Below are 19,109 nucleotides of genomic sequence, written 5' to 3'. Positions count from 1 at the left end.
TTCTCCTCTGTGGATGGCAATAGACCAATTCAACGGATGGGTAATGCCAATGTACAGTTGTTCGATGAGGATTGGCTCTTTATGCGTTATGGCTTACAAGCTGACGGGATGTCACTTCCTGAACCTTCCGGATTGGAAAAGGCGGTTATAGACGAGTCGGGTTGGCAAAAACTTGATTTACCACATGACTGGGCGATAGCAGGCCCTTTTCGGATTGAGCTGGGAGGAGAAACCGGAAAATTACCCTATCAGGGAATAGGCTGGTATCGGAAATATTTTACACCTGAGCAAAAGGTGGGAGAGAGGACGTACATTGATTTTGACGGGGCAATGGCTAATGCCGAAGTTTGGCTTAACGGTGAGTACGTCGGCACGTGGCCTTATGGCTATAATTCGTTCCGGTTGGATTTAACTCCCTTCATAAAATCGGGTCAGAAGAATGTCTTGGCTGTCCGGCTCGATACGGAAAACTGGGAGTCCAGGTGGTATAGCGGGGCTGGTATATACCGGCATGTGTGGCTGGTTAAATGTCAGCCTGTACATATTGCACATTGGGGAACCTATATCACAACTCCTGAGATAACGGATCGGTCAGCCAAAGTGAAAACTGAGATAACGGTTGAAAATTATGAGCATATGCCCGTTCAGGCGCAACTGGTGACGAGTTATTTTGAACTCGACATCGATGATGTGCCGGGAGAATTGGTAACCCAACAAACGGAGATAATCGATATTCATGCCAACTCGACTGCTAAAACGGTTATGACAACCGATCTGCTTAACCCTAAACGCTGGGATATTCAATCCCCCGATCGTTACCTGGCGCAGACAAAGGTTTATGTGGATGGAGTACTTATGGACACGTATAATACATCATTTGGTGTAAGAAATATCGAGTTTACTGCGCACAATGGTTTTTTGCTGAATGGAAACAAAGTGGAAATCAAGGGTGTTTGTAATCATCATGATCTGGGATCTTTAGGTGCTGCTTTTAATAAAAGTGCGTTGAAACGTCAACTCGATATACTTCAGAATATGGGATGTAATTCCATACGGACTTCGCATAACCCACCGGCTCCGGAATTGTTGGAACTGGCCGATAAAATGGGATTACTGGTATGGGATGAAACTTTCGATGCATGGAGAACTGGCAAACGGAAAAAAGATTATAATTTACTGTATGATGAATGGCATGAAAGAGATATCTTGGCTTTAGTGCATCGGGATCGTAATCATCCCTCTGTCATTATCTGGTCTATAGGAAATGAGGTGATGGAGCAACGAAACGTGGAAATGACCAAACATCTGGCAGATATTATGCGTAAGGCTGATCCTACCCGGCCTGTATCAAACGGATATAACGATCCTGACGGAGGAAGGGAAGTAGGAGCCGTTTCCGCTTTGGACATAATGGGAGTTAATTATTTTTTCAGCCAGCAGGCTAAGTGGGACAAAGACCCACGCTATACAAATATGCCCACGCTGGGTAGTGAAACATCTTCTTGTGTCTCTTCCCGTGGTGAATACTTTTTTGATACTGACTATCAGGATTGGCAGATAACTTCTTATGATCGTGCTTCGCCTGGTTGGGGATGTTCTCCTGATGCTCAATTTAGGATTCTGAATCAATACCCGAATTTATTAGGTGAATATGTATGGACAGGATTTGATTATATAGGAGAGCCTACTCCTTATAATTCAGATGCGACTAATCTATTGAATTTTAGAAATGATTCAACTAAAAAAAGGGAATTGGAAGCTGCATTAGATACATTGAGAAGAAAAAGTCCGCCTTCCCGTAGCAGTTATTTTGGAATTATAGATTTGGCCGGATTCCCTAAAGATCGTTATTTTCTTTATCAATCGCATTGGCGTCCGGAGTTGCCGATGACACATATTCTTCCTCATTGGAACTGGCCGGAAAGAGTGGGTGAAATTACTCCGGTACATGTATATACCTCGGGCACGGAGGCAGAGTTGTTCATTAACGGTAAAAGTAAAGGCAAGAAGGTTAAAGAAGCGGGGAAAGACTTTCGGTTAGTATGGGATAATATAAAGTACGAACCTGGCATAGTAAAGGTTATTGCTTACAAGGATGGAAAAAGATGGTCGGAAGCTGAAATCAGAACAACTGGGCAGGCAAAGTCTTTATCTCTTACTGCGGATAAAAGTGAAATATTATCAGATGGTTCTGAATTGGTGTTTGTAACGGTCGCTGTTCAGGATAATCGTAAACAAACTGTGCCTCGTGCTAATCCTTTGATCAGGTTTACAATAGAAGGGGCTGGCGAAATTGTATCGACAGATAATGGTAATCCTATTGATTTTACTTCGTTTCAAAGTCATGAACGTTGTGCATTCAATGGGTTGGCATTGGTAATTGTAAAAGCTGTAAAAAATAAGAAGGGTAAAATTATTGTAAAGGCTGAAAGCCAAGGGTTAAAAGCAGGTGCTATAGAGCTTGTGAGTAAATAAGAAGGTCTCTGATGTTTTCTTACAAAATAAAAAGCCTTCATATAATTCGAATATGAAGGCTTTTTATTTTGTAAAGTGGTTATATTATTTGATTGTTTTTAGCAACTTTTGTATCTAGTCTTTTTACCACTTTACCATATATAATCAGAGCAACAGCCGAAACTAGCGCGATCGCCCCGAAATAATACCATATATAATGTGCATGTGCACTGGCAACTACCCACTCTTCATGCGTGGCGAACAGTGTCGGTTCCGGACAGTATTTGCTTAAGAGGAAGCCTGATAAGCCAAATCCGAGTATAGATGACAGGAAGGAGTGAAGGTGGCTGAAACCGAGGTATAAGCCTTCTTCGCCTTTGGGTGCCTGCAATGAGAAATATTCAAGGAAACGGGGAGAGATAAATGTTTCCGCTAGTCCCTGGAAGACAATCCCGATTACCATCATGAAAGCTACCGGATGCATACCGAGGATAGTTGTGTTGCTATCCAGCATATTTCCCGATGCCATGCAAAGAGCGGAGATCGGCATGATGAACATACCGAATGTCATAGAGGTAAGTGCGGTTTTCTTACGCATTAACTGGGTAACTAAGTTTACGGTCAATACAACAACCAGCGGATTCACGTTGGCATACCAGGAAGGAGAAGCTCCTTCGCCGGCCAGGCGTAAAACGTATTTAGGCATGGTTGCATACAGTTGGTGCTGAACCATCCAGAAACCGGAAATAATAAAGATCAATATGATCAGGCGACCGTTTGTACAGACTTTGATCAGTGCCGTCCATATTTGTCCGAAAGTTTTTCCTTCACCGGAATGCTGGCTGCTTTTATAGAAAAACCAGATTGCCAGTAGAGCCAGGAATGTCATTGAAGCGGAAAAATAGTTGAGGGTGATCAATCCTTCGTTCCCTAATGCTTCGCGCAACGGTTTTACAATAGTCTTGCCGGAGAAGGCTCCTATATTTACCATTGCATAGAAAATGGAGAAACCTTTGGCACGGGTTTCGGGAGTTGTTTCTTTGGCTACAGTTCCGGAAATTACACTTTTGATAAATGAACCTCCGATAACGATCAGTATCATGATCGGAATAATTCCATAACGGAGATTACTTTCGAGCAATCCGGTAAATGTTGTTGTTGTCCCGTATTCAACCAGTCCGGCTGACTGGAGCCAGGTAGGATAAAGCCCCAATCCGGCATAACCGATGGTCAGCAAGGAGAAGGCCAACAGCATGGAATTGCGGAATCCGATCTTATCGGCCAGTGCACCGGCAAAAGTCGGGAGAAAATAGAGGAATGCGGAGAATGTTCCGGCGATGGTTGCCGCTTGTATGTCGTTGAATCCGAGGATGCGGCTGAGGTAGAGTGTTATTACGATAAATACGCCATAGTAGGCGGCACGTTCAAATAGTTCGACGGTATTGGCTACCCAAAACGCTTTACTGAATTTGATTTTCTCTTTCTTTGTCGTTGTGTTCATGCGATAGTTATTTGTTTTTAGAATTAGAATATGAAATGTAAAAACGCAGGTATATGCAGATGAGAAAATTAGAGCTGCGTATACCTGCGTTTATTTACATCTTGTGTAAGTCTTTTATTTCTTTACTGTGTAAGTTTGATGAATCGCTTTGTCGAAAGCTTTCCAATGTTCGTCGGTCATGTTACCGGGAGTAAACAGGGCAACACCCGCCGCACCGCTTTCCATCGATCCGCGTACCGCTTCTTCTATTTCAGAAGGGATCAGACCGTGTCCTTCCGGATCTTTGATGTTAGCTTTGTTTTGCCAATCGTGGCAGATGAATAAACCGCTGAAAACAGGTTTTTCTCCGTTCACAGAGTTTACTTCTTCCTTCGTCACTTCGCCTACCCAGGCAGCGTCTTCTAGGTAGAAGTCGTTGTAGTTCATCGGGAAGAATGCGTCGATATTCCATTTATTCCATTCCTGGCGAACCATCCATTTGGCGTGTGAGTCAGGACCGGGGAATACGGCTGCACTGACCTTTTTACCTTTAGCGTGGACTGTATCTGCAATGCGATCCACCAGCTTAGTGATCAGGTCACAACGGAACTGAGCCCATTCTTTGCATTTGGAAGGATCTTCTACTGATTTAATGTCTATACCGGTAGCAGCCTTGAAATCGGCTACACATTTGTCGCAATAGCAATAATCGGCAGTCGGATATTCTTCGTTCATAACCAGGCCGTATTTTTCCCAAAGACCTTTGGCGAGGATTACGTCTACATAACGGATATAATCCAGATGAACGTAATCTACTTCAGGAATATCGGCTACTTTGCCATATAGATCGGTCAGAAATTCGGCTGTCCCTTCATGGTTTGGGCAAAGACATTTGTAATAAGGAACATACGCTTGTACTTCGTAAGCCGGTTCGCCTTTGCGGTTTACAGCATACAGGGTAGAGTCCATGCCTCCCTGTAACATGGCCGGTATCCAAGCATGGTATTCCATACCGTTTGCGTGAGCCACTTTAGCGGCACGCTGGATTTTTTGCAAATCATGTCCGGCGTTGTAGCACATACCATCCAGTCCATGCGATTTCCATTTACTAAAATCGGCTTGTAAGGTCTCTTCAGTCGTGTTGCCACCTTCACCTTGCCAGCCGTACACTTTGATTTTTGCTTCCGGTGCTTTGTTGCAAGCCGTTGCCAGAAGGGCAACGGCTGCTAAAGCTAAAAATACTTTTTTCATTCAGATTGTTTGTTGTTATTAAATTTCACAAGCACAGAGTGTCGGGATCAGATTGCGGTCGCCGTAAGCATTATCTACGCGGGCCACATTGATCCAGAATTTACTGTCATGCAACCATTCCAGCGGGAAGGCTGCTTTACTACGAGGATATTCATGCTTCCATTCATCGGCAGTTACTTCATATTCCGGATGAGGAGCATTTTTGAGCACATTGTCTTCTTTAGAGGCTTTGCCTTCTTCCACTTCCTTGATCTCTTTCCAGATGCAGTCCATCACTTCGGCAAAACGGTCGAGTTCGGCTTTGCTTTCGCTTTCGGTCGGTTCAACCATTAAGGTTCCGTGTACCGGGAATGAAAGCGTAGGTGCATGATACCCGAAGTCCATCAGACGTTTAGCGATATCACCTTCGTCAATGCCTGAAGTTTCTTTTACCTTGCGACATTCCAGAATCAGTTCGTGACCTACACGGCCGGTTGCACCGGTATAAACGATTCCGTAGGTATCCTTAAATTTAGAAGCCAGGTAATTGGCATTCAGGATAGCTGTTTTAGTAACAGTTTCCAGTCCTTCCGAACCAAGCATGCGGATATAAGCATAAGTGATCGGAAGGATACCTGCACTACCATAGGGAGCAGCAGAAACCGTATTCAGATCGCTTCCCCAGGCTACCGGATGAGAGGGTAGGAACGGTACCAGATGTTCGGCAACACAGATCGGACCAACGCCCGGACCACCACCACCGTGAGGTGAAGCGAATGTCTTATGCAGATTCAGGTGACAAACATCAGCTCCGATAGTTCCCGGATTGGTCAATCCTACCTGAGCGTTCATGTTGGCACCGTCCATATATAACTGTCCGCCACAAGCATGAACAATATCACACATTTCTTTGATGTCTACTTCAAAAATACCGTGGGTAGACGGATAGGTGATCATGCTGGCTGCCAGGTTGTCTTTGTTGGCTTCTGCTTTGGCGCGGAAGTCTTCCAGGTCGATATTACCGTTGTCGTCGCATTTAACAGTAACAGTCGTATAACCGCACTGGATAGCACTGGCCGGATTTGTTCCGTGGGCCGATGTCGGAAGCAATACGATATTTCTATGTCCCTGTCCGATGCTTTCGAGATAAGCGCGGATGACACGAAGTCCGGTATATTCGCCGGCGGCACCTGAGTTCGGTTGTAATGTAACACCTTTGAATCCGGTGATCTCTGCCAGGTAGCAGCACAGGTTTTCAATCAACTCCGTATAGCCCTCTATCTGTTCTTCCGGAGCGTACGGGTGAATATTCATAAATTCAGCACGGCTGAGCGGAAGCATTTCAGATGCAGCGTTCAGTTTCATCGTACATGATCCCAGGGAGATCATCGACTGTGCCAATGATACGTCTTTGCGTCCCAGACGGGTGATATAACGCATCAGTTCGGTTTCCGTATGATATTTTTTGAATACATCTTCCTGAAGGAAGTCGGAAGTACGGGCGAATTTCTGATCGAAATAAGTCTTTTCCGGGATGGCTTCTTCCAGCATATAGTCTTTTCCGGCAGCACCGGCGAAGATGTATAGCAGCACTCCGATATCGGTCGGTTGTGTAGTTTCATCAATACTGATGCCTACTTGTCCGGCTTCGAAATAACGAAGATTGACCTTGCATTCCAAAGCGATTTCACGCAGTGCATTTACAGAAACGTGAGCCGGCAATTCGATCTTCAACGTATCGAAATAATCCTTGTTCAGTTGTCTGTAACCTAACTTTTCAAGTTCGGCTGCCAGGAATCCGGCGGAAGCGTGGATGCGTCCGGCAATGTTGCGCAGACCTTCTGCTCCGTGATATACGGCATAGAAACCGGCCATTGTTGCCAGTAATGCCTGTGCGGTACAGATATTTGAAGTTGCTTTTTCACGTTTGATATGCTGTTCGCGTGTCTGCAAAGCCAGACGGTAAGCCGGATGTCCGTAAGCATCTTTCGAGATACCGATGATACGTCCCGGAATAGCACGTTTGTATTCGTCTTTTGTTGCAAAATAAGCAGCAGAAGGACCACCGTAGAACATCGGAATACCGAAGCGCTGGCTGCTGCCGAATACTACGTCTGCTCCCCATTCGCCCGGAGGTGTCAGCAATACGAGACTCATCAGATCGGCTGCTACGGCTACACGGGTTTCGTTGGCGTTCGCTTTTGCAATGAATTCTTTATAATCTTCAATCGAACCATCCGCATTCGGGAATTGTACGATAGCTCCGAATACATCCGGTGTAAAGGTGAATGTCTTATAATTTCCGATTACCACGTTGATACCTTGTGGTATCATGCGTGTTTTGATTACGGCCAAAGTGGATTCAAATACATTTTCATCAACAAATAGCGTATTAGCTCCGGCTTTTGCCTGTGCACGGCTGCGGCTTCCGTAGAACATGGTTGCAGCTTCGGCAGCAGCAGTTGCTTCATCCAACAAAGAACAGTTGGTTAGCGGTAGAGCGGTCAGCTCACTGATTACAGTCTGGAAGTTCAACAGTGCTTCCAGGCGTCCCTGCGATACCTCAGCCTGGTACGGTGTGTATGAGGTGTACCATACCGGATTTTCGAAGACATTACGCTGGATAGGAGCAGGGCAGATAGTATCATACCATCCCATTCCAATGTAAGACGTAAAAACTTCGTTCTTGGATGCCAGTTCGGCGATATGTTCTGCAAACTCCCGCTCAGTCATTGGCTCCGGAAGATTCAGAGGTTCTTTCAGACGAATATTGGCCGGGATTGTCTGGTCAATCAGTTCGTCAACCGATTTAACACCGATAGCTTCAAGCATAGCCGGGATATCTTCCTCTGCAATGCCGACGTGGCGGTTTACAAATTTATTTGTGTCCATAGTATTTAATGTGTTTATAAATAAGGATTGTTTAATTTTTCGTCGATAACTCTTGTTTCCGGTCCGTGTCCGGGATAAATGACCGTTTCATCCGGCAATGACAGCAATTTGTCGTTGATGGCGGCGATCAGTACTTCTTGATTTCCACCCCATAAGTCCGTACGGCCGATGCTTCCAGCAAATAACGCGTCTCCAACAATGGCAAAACCGTTCTTTTTATTGTAGAAAGCCACGCTGCCGGGAGAATGTCCGGGAACTGTCAGGACTAATAATTCCGAATGTCCGAATTTGACAACTTCATTGCCGACCAGCTGTTTCTGTACCGGGATTTCTTTGAAATGTCCCGGCAGTCCGAATGCTTGTGCCTGTTTGTCGGGTGCAGGGAGTTGTTCCACATCGAGCCGGTGTGCTTGCGGGGATAAACCATACGTTTTATATATAAACGGATTCCCGAAAATATGGTCCAGGTGTAAATGCGTACAAAGCAGATGTTTCACTGTCAGTTTATTCTCTGTAATGAAATCGCTCAGCTCTTTTTCTTCCGACGGGCGAAGACAACCGCAGTCGATGATGACAGCTTCTTTGGTGTCATCATACAACACGAATGTATTTTCCTGGAAATAATTGAATTCAAAAGCCTTTATTGTAATCATAACGGTACGTATACTACTTTTTTAGTTTGAAAAAATTCTTCTTTGAAGTGATCGCCCAGTTCAACAACGATTGCCTGTTTTTGGAAAGCCTGTATTTCGTGTTGCAACTCACCGCCTTTCAGACATATCAATCCGTTGGGCAATGCGTTGTGCTGCTCTTTCTTTACATTTTTGCGGGATATCTTGACCAGGTCTCCCAATGGCATGACTGCCCGGCTGACAACAAAATCGAAAAGCTGTTTTTCCTCTTCAGCCCGGCAGTGACGGAATGTTACGTTCTTCAAACCGATAGCTTCCGCCACGGCTTGTCCGACCTTGATCTTTTTTCCGATACTGTCAACCAGATGAAATTGTACTTCCGGAAAGAATATAGCCAACGGAATACCGGGAAATCCTCCGCCGGTACCGATATCCATAACAGATGAACCATCCTTAAACTTCATCATTTTAGTTAACCCCAGCGAATGAAGGACATGATGAGGATAAAGATTCTCGATATCTTTGCGTGATATCACGTTGATCTTTGAATTCCAGTCAGTATATAAATCGTACAGAGCTTCGTATTGTGCAAGTTGCGTTTCGTTCAGCTCCGGAAAATAAGTTTTTATCAGTTCCATAGATTATGTTTAAAATGCCAGATGTGCAATCGGACTTTCTTTTTTAAGCAGATATTGTATTTCTTCGTAAGGAAGATGTACATTCGTTGCACCGACTACATAGGCGGCTATCTCATATTCGTTAAATGTATAGGTAATGCCATTGTCGTCAATCAGGAAGTTTCCGTTCGGGAAAATCTCGTCGATACTGAAAAAACCTATATTTTCCAATTCTTTCGGATTTTCCACGGTATTTTGTTTGGCAATCCGGTCTATAAGGATTTGTGCCAGGTCTTCCTGAAAACCTTCGATAAAGATGTCGTCTTCCTTAATCGGGTTGCCTGTTTTCATATCTATGACATGATTCGTAAAAGAATGGGCGCCATGAGCACCACCTGTGTAATTTTCAAAGTTGATAGTGTAACTTAGGATGTCATTCTTATTGTAGGCTATATCATTGGACGACATTTCAAAATAGGAGAACCATGCTCCGACCGGAGTTTCGTCGGCTTTTGCTACTTCTGCTTTATATTCGTCTTCCAAATCTTTGTAGTTGTTCAGGTAATCTTCGGTATATTTGGCAGTTGCTTCTTCGGGGGATAAGTTTTCGTAACCATCTCCGAAGTAAGAATACACAAATTGCTGTTGTATCTTTTTCAGGATATCTTTATTGTCGTATTTTGCTGGATAGATGAAGTTTATCTGAAGATTACAATTCGGATTTTCCGGGTTTTCCAGGAGGTGATATGTTTTGTCCACACTGATCGAATCGAATGTCACATCGTTATCCGTCGTCTTTTTTGTCCCGATATTACAACCGCTGACAAATACACTTATGAGAAAGAAAACTACGAGCTTTTGGCATAATTGCGTCTTCATTGTGATACAGATTTAATTTTATACTTTAAAATGCAAATGTACATGTTTCTCTCCGAATTACCGAATTAGTTTACCGGTTGTTTTAGGTAATCCTATTCTTTTTACCGGTAGTAATCTGTTTTTGGCGTCCTCAAAAACATTTATGAGGACCTCGAAAACAAAATACTTACTGATCAGATAACAATGGTTACATGTATTTCTATTGTATACATGTATATTTTTAGATGAAAAATTGATTATTTAAATCTTCTGTGTATCTTTGTTCCGCACATGAAATGCAAGGTGTTGCTTCATGAGCATTTTATAAGTTAGACATAAGCGTTTTTAAATATTATTTGACATTGAAATCTCGACAATTTCACCCAACAAATAATAGTACTGTAAATGCAAATGTTCTTTTCTGTTTATACACAATGAGATAATTGTAAAGTTGTTCGTGTATATAGATAAGAGCGTGGTACTGTTATACATATTGTTGGGGGGCCTGTCGAGAGCCTCAATGTCTATATATTGACAGTATCCACGCTTCTTTGATTTTTCCAAGCTACAGTTTATAAACTCTTGTTCTCCGGTATTCTGCGGAGCGGCATTTGACGGAAGTTTCTTCTTACAAAAATATCATATATTTTTTAGATGTTATTCATCTATGTTGATTTTCATGGAACTTTAGAAGCTTTATTAAGAAATGGCGATGACTGTTTATTGTCTGGTAACATCTGTCCGGTACGAGATGTTTTTTGCCTTAAATGAACTAAATCAAGGTTTACTTGTTGTAGTAATGTAACGGTACTGATTCCGTTTACCACCAGGGTGTAAAAATTAGCATATAAAGTTTATTGAAAAAAAGTTATTCCGGATTCATTATGTGCGTCCGGATACCAGATTGTACTTGTCTGAAAAAGCAGATCTGGACTATAACCACCGGACATGAAATCAAAATAATTAGATATATGGCGAAGATAGAAATAAAAAACTTATCTATCCTTTTCGGTTCAGAGAAGAGCAGAGCGAAAAAGATGATACTGAAAGGAAAAAGTAAACAGGAAATATTGAAAGAAACCGGATGTACAGTTGCTGTCCGTAACGCAAACCTGGAAATTGAAGAAGGGGAGATGTTCGTTATCATGGGATTGTCCGGTAGTGGAAAGTCTACTTTGTTGCGTTGCATAAACCGGCTGAATGAACCGACAATGGGAGAAATCCGTGTGAACGGGATCGACATAACACGTTCGTCTGATAAGGAATTATTACAGATACGCCGGAAAGAACTGGCTATGGTTTTTCAGCATTTCGGGTTATTACCTCACCGTACGGTATTAAGTAATGTTTCGTTCGGTCTGGAATTGCAAGGTGTTTCTAAAGAAGAACGGGAGAAGAAAGCGCAGGAGAGTATCGAACTGGTCGGTCTGAAAGGTTACGAGAACCAGCGGGTCGATGAACTGTCCGGCGGCATGCAGCAACGTGTCGGCCTGGCCCGTGCACTGGCTAATAATCCGGAAGTCCTTTTGATGGATGAGGCATTTTCTGCATTGGATCCGTTGATCCGTGAACAGATGCAGGATGAATTACTTCTTTTGCAGGAGAAGATGAAGAGGACGATTGTTTTTATTACGCATGACCTGGACGAGGCGATTAAGCTGGGCGACCGTATTGCCATTATGAAAGATGGCGAAGTCGTGCAGGTCGGCACACCGGAAGAGATACTGACTGATCCGGCAAATGCTTACGTAACACGTTTTACAGAAAGTGTGGACCGGGGACGTATCGTAACAGCTTCATCGATAATGCTTAAACAACCGATCGTTGTAAGGATTAAAAGAGACGGTCCGGAAGCGATCTTTCGTAAAATGCGTGAAAAACGATTGTATGCACTGCCTGTTATCGGGAATGACGATCAGTTTATCGGTGAGATACAATATAAAGATGTATTGAAATTGCGGAAAGAGGGAAGCAAGGATGTCAGTTCTATCGTACAGAAAGAAGTGCCTTCTGTCCTTGAAAATACCACAGTGGAAGACATGCTTCCTTTGCTTCCGAAAGTACGGCAGGCTTTACCTGTTGTCAATGAAAAAAATCAGTTGGTGGGTGTTGTCTCTCCTTCCGCCATCATCATTGAAATGACCGGAAAAGACCAGAAAGAAATAGAAGAAATAATTCAAAACGCAATAGATTTATGATTAATATCGGAAAATATATAGAAATCGTCATCAACTGGATGACGGAACACTGGGCACATTTTTTTGATGTCGTCAATAATATTATCGGTGGTTTCATCGAGACCTTTCAGCATGGATTGTTATGGATACCTTTTTACATTATGATTCCGGCCTTAACGGTACTGGCTTGGTATAAAGCCGGTAAAGGGACAGCTGTACTTACGTTGTTGGGACTTTTCCTGATCTACGGGATGGGATTCTGGGAGCAGACGATGCAGACCGTAGCATTGGTTTTATCGTCTACCGTAATTGCCCTCATTCTGGGTGTCCCGCTTGGGATATGGACGGCTCAAAATCGTATTGCCGCCAAAATAATTCGTCCGGTTATGGACCTGATGCAGACAATGCCGGCTTTTGTTTACCTGATCCCGGCTGTCTTGTTCTTCGGGCTGGGACCTGTGCCGGGTGCTTTTGCCACGGTGATATTTGCCATGCCGCCGGTTGTCCGTTTGACGGATTTAGGAATACGGCAGGTTCCGGAGGATATCGTTGAGGCGACCCGCTCATTCGGAGCAACTTCCCGCCAGCTACTTTTCAAAGTACAGCTGCCGTTGGCGTTGCCGACGATTATGACGGGAGTGAATCAAACGATTATGATGGCGTTGTCTATGGTGGTGATTGCCGCAATGATCTCCGCCGGAGGTTTGGGGGAGATCGTATTGAAAGGTATTACCCAGATGAAGATCGGTCTTGGATTTGAAGGCGGTATTGCCGTTGTGATTCTGGCCATTGTACTGGATCGTATAACTCAGGGGTTTGTTCGTAAGAAATAAACCTGCGTGATTAACTGTAAAAAGAAAAATTGTATGAGAAGATTATTTATACTTATCAACCTGATCCTGCTCCTGGCTGTGCTCATGTTCCTTGCCGGTTGCAGTCGTGCCAAAGACCCGAAGGAGATTTCGATCGGCTATGTGAACTGGTCGGAAGGCATCGCCATGAGTTATCTGGCAAAGGCAATGCTGGAGGAACAGGGATATAAAGTGACTTTGAAGAATGCCGATATCGCTCCTATCTTTACCTCCGTAGCTGCCGGTAAAGTCGATCTGTTTCTGGATGCGTGGCTTCCGGATACGCATGTCGACTATATGAAAAAATATGGCGACCGTCTGGAAACGATTGGTGTTCCGTTTGAAAATGCCCGTTTAGGACTGGCTGTTCCGTCTTATGTAACGATCAATACGATAGAAGAACTGAATGCGCACAAAGAACGTTTCAAAAATGAAATTATCGGAATCGATATCGGTGCCAGCCTGATGAACCTGACGGAAAAGGCTGTTGATGAATACGGATTACAACTGGCATTGATGCCATCCAGCGGGCCTACCATGACGGCGTTCCTGCAAAAATCGGTTGAACATAACGACTGGATTGTTGTGACAGGCTGGACACCTCACTGGATGTTTTCCCGTTATGACCTGAAATTTCTGGAAGACAGTAAAGGTGTGTTCGGTAATGCAGAACATATCGAAGCCGTTGCTACTAAAGGCTTTTCCAAAACTCACCCTTACGTTGCGGCTTTCTTTAAAAACTTCAGGTTTACCAATGAACAATTGAGCGAACTGATGGATATAATGGAAGAGTATCCTTTACGTGAATCGGAGGGAGCAAAAGTTTGGCTGCAAAAACATCCCGAAATAGTTGATTTATTTTTACCTTCGCAAACGAATAAATTAACTCAGCTAAACGAATATGAAACAGATCGCGAAAATAGCCTGCCTGTTGTTGGGACTGGCGATAAGCAGTCCTTTTATGAAGGCGGAAAGTAAAAAGAATATGAGCATCGTATTTATAGGAAACAGTATTACCCAGGGAGCGTTAATCGCTACTCCGTCGCATGACGCTCCTCCGGTGAAAGCCGCTTTATACCTGACAAAACAACCGTCGGTCACTTCTGTCAAATATTCCAATCAGGGAGTAAGCGGCTGTACGACTACCGATTATCTGCCGACAACGGAAACACTTTTCCCGAAGGCGAAGGAGGCTGCCGATAAGTTTGCGGACGAGACTTGGGCGACCCTTGTCTTTTCCATCATGTTGGGGACGAACGATAGTGCGATTACAGGTCCGAACGGTGCACCGGCTTCTCCTGAAAAATACGAAGAAAACATGAAAGCTATTATCAACCAGTTACTAGCGTTGTATCCCTGTTGTAAAATCGTTTTGCATCGTCCGGTATGGTACAGTCCGAATACATATAACGGTGCCATGTATCTGAAAGAAGGTTTAAACCGCCTGCAAAGTTATTATCCGGTATTGCAATCGTTGGTCGAAGAGTATGCCAAACGTTTTCCCGGCCAGGTGTTTATGGGAGATACGGAGGCATTCGATTATTTCAAGGCCAATTACCTCACGGATTTAATACCGGAAGAAGGTAATGCCGGTACGTTCTATCTCCATCCGAACGAAAAAGGGGCAGCCATATTGGGGGAATATTGGGGAAAGGCGATATTAAAGGTTGTAGAGTAAATATAGAAATGTTTGAGTTATAGTGACGGGAGTAACTAATTCCCCTCTTGAGAGGGGATAAGGGGTGTGTTAAAGCTCGTTATAGGGCGAAACTATAACACACCCCCTTCCCCCTCTCAAGAGGGGAGCCAGGTACAACCGGTCAATAATCGGATAGTTCATATTTGATAATATCTGAACCAATTATCTCTTACTCAAATGATGATCCATGATTGCCACATGATGTTCACCGTAGAGTTTTAGTTTTTCAACGATGTTTTTGGCGGTTGCTTCTTCTTCCACTTGTTCACGTACAAAACCCCAAAGGAAATCTTGTGTCGCCTTGTCGTTTTCTGCATGTGCGATATCTACCAGTTTGTCGATCAACTCGGAAACATGAACCTCATGCTGGTAAACATGTTCGAATACTTCCAGCGGTGTGCCGAAAGCTGTCGGAACAACATTGATCTGTTCCAGTTTCACCTGTCCGCCACGTTTTACAGAATAATCAATCATTTTATAGGCATGATCGAGTTCTTCTTCCGATTGTTTTTTCATCCAATGGGCGCAACCGTCCAAACCTATTTGAGCAAAATGAATGTACATGGACAGATAGAGATTGGAAGACCACATCTCTGCCTGTATCTGCTCGTTCAGAGCATCGGATAATTTTCTACTTAAAGTCATAGCTGTATGTTTTATAATACGTTTATTGATTTTATTAATAAAACAAACAGTTATGGGATTTGTTCTAATATGTGTTTATTTATTTCGTCTCTCATCGTTTTTATGTAATAAGAAGTTCTTATCTTCGTTTCTATCTAATAAACGTTGAATCAATATGAAAAAGAAAATAGAGTTTCTCATAAACAGGTTGAAACTGGCTGTCAGGAAACATCCGGTGGAAGTTGTGTTGTCAGTCGTTTTCAGTCTGGCAGGATGTGTCTATTTCGAGTATGGATTCGGATATTCTTTTCTGGCGGCGCCGCTGGCTTATTTTCCGGTCTTGTTCCTGATAACCTATATATTGAACGGACTGACCGTACAACACAAACTACGGCCGCTGTATTTTTTATCGGCTTTCTTTTTTATTCCTTTTTTGTGGCTGGACAAGGATGAGATATGGGAACCGACCTATCTGGTTTCATTGATTGTAGTGCAACTCCTCTATCTGGTTAGCGGCTGGAAACGTGATAATGATGAGTTTGTGCGTGTCGGGTTGCGTTATGTGAAGTCTTTATTATCTGCCGGATTACTGGCGGGAATAGCTTATCTGCTGGCAATCTCGATCTTTGCATCCATACAATACATCTTTGAGATATGGGAAAACAGTTACAGGAGTTTCTATACCGACTCGGCTTACCTTCTGTTTATGTGCGGGATGCCTTTGTTGTTCCTCATGTTCAATCAAGAAAGGGAGGAAAAGGAGGAGAGCCGTAACAGGCTGTTTGAAGTGTTGCTGAATTATGTGCTTTCGCCGGCTTTGCTGATCTATGCGGTCATTCTGTATCTTTATTTTATTAAGGTAGCGGTTCTTTGGTCATTGCCGAAAGGGGCGGTGGCTTATATCGTTGTCAGTTTTGTTTCTGTCACTTTTATTCTGAAAGGTTGCCAGGTCTTTCTGACGAAGAGGTATTATGATTGGTTTTATAAACAGGCCAGTTTTGCCGTATTGCCCGCTTTGGCGATGTATTGGGTGGGTGCTTGTTATCGTATCAACGAGTACGGATTTACAGAGCCGCGTGTTTATCTGGTTGTAGTCGGGTTGATACTGACTTGTCTGGCCGTTTTATTCTTTACCAAACAGTCCGGCCGATATCTGTATGCTTCCTGCCTGGCGATCGTCTTCTTGTCGGTGGTTACTTATATACCCGGAATCACGGCAAAAGATATTGAACGGATTTCGCAAACCGGACGGGATAATTACCCTCCGAAAGATAAGAACTCTGACTATCAGGCTTATCTTGAGATTGATAACGGAGAGCCTTTGGATATTTCGGGTTATCAGTTTTTAATGCCGGTTGCCGGATATAAAAATCCAGGTAAAATGTGGACAACGACAGAACGGGATACTTTTTATCTATTCAACCATAAAGGAGATACTATCTATCAGGAGAATTTGACGACATTCTGGAACAACCAGTTGGCAAAAGCCGGGTTGACTCCTTATGATTCTATTCCTGAAACGATGTTCCCTGTTTTACTTGAGTTCGATATGGATTCGGCAAAGTTGGTTTTTAATACGATCAATTTATACCGTAACGCTCCGGACTCTGCTTACCGGATTTCCTACTTTAATCCGAATTATTATCTGAAAAAGAAATAACCGGTCAGGACCTCCAATATCTGCGAGGTCCTGATTATACATAGTTTATTGGCAGAAAAGAATTACCTTTGCAATCTGTTAAGTCATTTCCGGCGCCATATCGGCGGAGAAATGGCAATTGATGGACTGTATATTCAATTACCCGAATCAAAAGAATCTGATGGAAAAGAAAAACAAACAAAGCTTATTTGCCGCCCCCAATGGAAAATCATATCTCATTCCATTCATACTTATCACCAGCCTGTTCCTGTTGTGGGGATTTGCGCATGGTTTACTGGATGTACTGAACAAACATTTCCAGGGCGCTTTCACGATGACGAAGGCGGAGAGCGGCCTGGTGCAGTTTTCCACTTATATCGCTTATTTCCTGATGGCGTTGCCTGCCGGAATGTTTATGAAACGTTACGGTTATAAGAAAGGTATTATTCTGGGCTTGTTACTTTTTGCTGCCGGGGCTTTCGCTTTTATCCCTGCTGCCTTTTTGCATTCTGCGACTCCTTTTCTGGTCGCTTTATTTATCATTGCCTGCGGGTTGTGTATTCTTGAGACGGCTGCCAATCCTTATTCGACTATTCTGGGACCGACGGAGTCGGGTGCGCAGCGTTTGAACTTGTCGCAATCGTTTAACGGGTTGGGCTGGATACTTGGTCCGCTGGTTGGCGGAGCTTTAATCTTCGGAGGTGCGCAGGATGACCCGTTTACCCTGACGAAACCTTATATTCTTGTGGGCGGTATTGTTTTATTGGTAGCTATCCTTTTCTTTTTCACTCGTTTGCCGGAGATAAAGGTAGAGGAACAGAAGGAAAATAGACTTGATACAAAACTCCCCTCCACTTCGATGTGGAGGCACGGGCAGTTTGTACGGGCGGTGATAGCGCAGTTCTGTTATTGTGCGGCGCAAACCGGAATCTTTAGTTTCTTTATTAATTATGTCACGGAACTCGACCCGCAGATGACGAATATCGAAGCCTCGCGGATACTTGCGTTTGGCGGAATGGCTTTATTCATGATTGGCCGCCTTTCCGGAAGTTTTACGATGAAATGGATGGCTCCGGGGAAATTGCTGACCTGGTTTGCTTTGGCAGATGCCATCTGTATGGCGTTGGTAATTGTTTCTGCCGGAACGATATCTTTGTATGCGTTGTATATTTCATTCTTCTTCATGTCCATCATGTTTCCGACAATCTTTGCGTTAGGTCTGGAAGGGATGGGCGCTTATACCAAAAAGACATCTTCCTATATCGTGATGGGAGTGGCCGGTGGCGCTTTCAGCCCGATGCTGATGGGATATATCGGGGAAAACAATATGGCAATCGGATTCTTTGTGCCGTTGATTGCATTTCTGTATATTCTGTATTTTGCAATAAGATGTAAGAAGTAGAATTATCTTTAATTCTACTATCATACTATCACTGGTTGATATAAATGTGTGATTATAAGCATTCTAATCTATGATAGTAGGTGTTTTTAACTATCATTTATCTATCATACAACCATCATTTTAACTCTATTTTAACTAAGCAGCCATCTTTTTGACCTTAAAAAGATGACTGCCCGGTTACATGCTGTCTCTCATAATTCGTTAGTCTACTACTTTTTTATCCCAAAACAATGACTTAATTTCGCCCGAATGCAGACTTTTTGTTGCCGGGATGCCCATCTTACCCTGTTTTACATCCCCATCCTGACGATGCGAACACCCGGGTGTCGAAGGTGTCAAGACCCGGGTGTCAAACAATATATGTTACTATGTTGTTGATTTTTAGCTATATATTTATCCAAAAGAAGACGTTTCCTATCTTACTTTTTAAGCGGGTATGATAGTTGTATGATAGATATATGATAGTTAAAAGCACCTACTGTCATAAGATAGAGTGTTGATAACTATGTATTTATACAAAATATGATAGTATGATAGTAGATGATAAATATTTA

At 43.3% G+C, this 19,109-nt stretch carries 14 protein-coding genes; 7 read left to right on the top strand and 7 right to left on the bottom strand.

Annotated elements, in window-relative coordinates; genetic code table 11:
- Positions 1 to 36 precede the first annotated feature (36 nt).
- On the top strand, positions 37 to 2,475 hold the full coding sequence (gene galB, locus DXA15_RS16800; protein ID WP_199676339.1) for a beta-galactosidase GalB: 2,439 nt from the start codon (positions 37 to 39) through the stop codon (positions 2,473 to 2,475).
- Between the two features lie 79 nt (positions 2,476 to 2,554).
- On the opposite strand, the gene DXA15_RS16795 is transcribed toward galB, so the two are convergent.
- The 6 genes from DXA15_RS16795 to DXA15_RS16770 form a co-directional block, all read right to left on the bottom strand.
- Positions 2,555 to 3,955 carry an MFS transporter gene (locus DXA15_RS16795; protein ID WP_128134783.1) on the bottom strand — a complete coding sequence of 467 codons (1,401 nt, stop codon included), beginning with the start codon at positions 3,953 to 3,955 and terminating at the stop codon, positions 2,555 to 2,557.
- 114 nt (positions 3,956 to 4,069) lie between these two features.
- Positions 4,070 to 5,185: a hypothetical protein gene (locus DXA15_RS16790; RefSeq protein ID WP_128134782.1), complete on the bottom strand. Its 1,116-nt coding sequence runs from the start codon at positions 5,183 to 5,185 to the stop codon at positions 4,070 to 4,072.
- An 18-nt stretch (positions 5,186 to 5,203) separates the two neighbouring features.
- Positions 5,204 to 8,056, bottom strand: a complete 2,853-nt coding sequence (gene gcvP / locus DXA15_RS16785) for an aminomethyl-transferring glycine dehydrogenase (RefSeq protein ID WP_128134781.1) — start codon at positions 8,054 to 8,056, stop codon at positions 5,204 to 5,206.
- 14 nt (positions 8,057 to 8,070) lie between these two features.
- Positions 8,071 to 8,709 carry an MBL fold metallo-hydrolase gene (locus DXA15_RS16780; RefSeq protein ID WP_128134780.1) on the bottom strand — a complete coding sequence of 213 codons (639 nt, stop codon included), beginning with the start codon at positions 8,707 to 8,709 and terminating at the stop codon, positions 8,071 to 8,073.
- Complete coding sequence (gene rsmG, locus DXA15_RS16775; protein WP_128134779.1) at positions 8,706 to 9,326, bottom strand: 16S rRNA (guanine(527)-N(7))-methyltransferase RsmG; 621 nt, start codon at positions 9,324 to 9,326, stop codon at positions 8,706 to 8,708. Before rsmG ends, DXA15_RS16780 begins: the two co-directional genes overlap by 4 nt.
- A 9-nt stretch (positions 9,327 to 9,335) precedes the next feature.
- A complete protein-coding gene (locus tag DXA15_RS16770) occupies positions 9,336 to 10,184 on the bottom strand; it encodes a DUF3298 and DUF4163 domain-containing protein (protein WP_128134778.1) in 849 nt (282 codons plus the stop codon).
- A gap of 950 nt (positions 10,185 to 11,134) precedes the next feature.
- Between DXA15_RS16770 and DXA15_RS16765 the strand changes: the two genes are divergently transcribed.
- From DXA15_RS16765 to DXA15_RS16750, 4 genes are read left to right on the top strand one after another with little or no spacing between them, the layout of a single operon-like run.
- The gene (locus DXA15_RS16765) at positions 11,135 to 12,361 is read left to right on the top strand and encodes a glycine betaine/L-proline ABC transporter ATP-binding protein (protein ID WP_128134777.1); all 1,227 of its coding nucleotides are present in this window, start codon (positions 11,135 to 11,137) and stop codon (positions 12,359 to 12,361) included.
- On the top strand, positions 12,358 to 13,173 hold the full coding sequence (locus DXA15_RS16760; RefSeq protein WP_128134776.1) for a proline/glycine betaine ABC transporter permease: 816 nt from the start codon (positions 12,358 to 12,360) through the stop codon (positions 13,171 to 13,173). The genes DXA15_RS16765 and DXA15_RS16760 overlap by 4 nt, the downstream gene beginning before the upstream one ends.
- Positions 13,174 to 13,206: 33 nt before the next feature.
- On the top strand, positions 13,207 to 14,169 hold the full coding sequence (locus DXA15_RS16755) for a glycine betaine ABC transporter substrate-binding protein (protein ID WP_128134775.1): 963 nt from the start codon (positions 13,207 to 13,209) through the stop codon (positions 14,167 to 14,169).
- Positions 14,153 to 14,869, top strand: a complete 717-nt coding sequence (locus DXA15_RS16750) for a GDSL-type esterase/lipase family protein (RefSeq protein WP_128134789.1) — start codon at positions 14,153 to 14,155, stop codon at positions 14,867 to 14,869. Before DXA15_RS16755 ends, DXA15_RS16750 begins: the two co-directional genes overlap by 17 nt.
- 183 nt (positions 14,870 to 15,052) lie before the next feature.
- On the opposite strand, the gene DXA15_RS16745 is transcribed toward DXA15_RS16750, so the two are convergent.
- The gene (locus DXA15_RS16745) at positions 15,053 to 15,535 is read right to left on the bottom strand and encodes a ferritin (protein WP_128134774.1); all 483 of its coding nucleotides are present in this window, start codon (positions 15,533 to 15,535) and stop codon (positions 15,053 to 15,055) included.
- Positions 15,536 to 15,689: 154 nt separating this feature from the next.
- On the opposite strand from DXA15_RS16745, the gene DXA15_RS16740 reads away from it, so the two are divergent.
- Positions 15,690 to 17,174, top strand: a complete 1,485-nt coding sequence (locus DXA15_RS16740) for a DUF4153 domain-containing protein (RefSeq protein WP_128134773.1) — start codon at positions 15,690 to 15,692, stop codon at positions 17,172 to 17,174.
- 160 nt (positions 17,175 to 17,334) lie between these two features.
- A complete protein-coding gene (locus DXA15_RS16735; protein ID WP_128134772.1) occupies positions 17,335 to 18,555 on the top strand; it encodes a sugar MFS transporter in 1,221 nt (406 codons plus the stop codon).
- Positions 18,556 to 19,109: the final 554 nt, after the last annotated feature.

The sequence above is a fragment of the Parabacteroides sp. AM58-2XD genome (assembly GCF_003463685.1).
GTDB classification, from domain to species: domain Bacteria; phylum Bacteroidota; class Bacteroidia; order Bacteroidales; family Tannerellaceae; genus Parabacteroides; species Parabacteroides segnis.
This window is presented reverse-complemented; position numbering and strand designations above follow the sequence as displayed.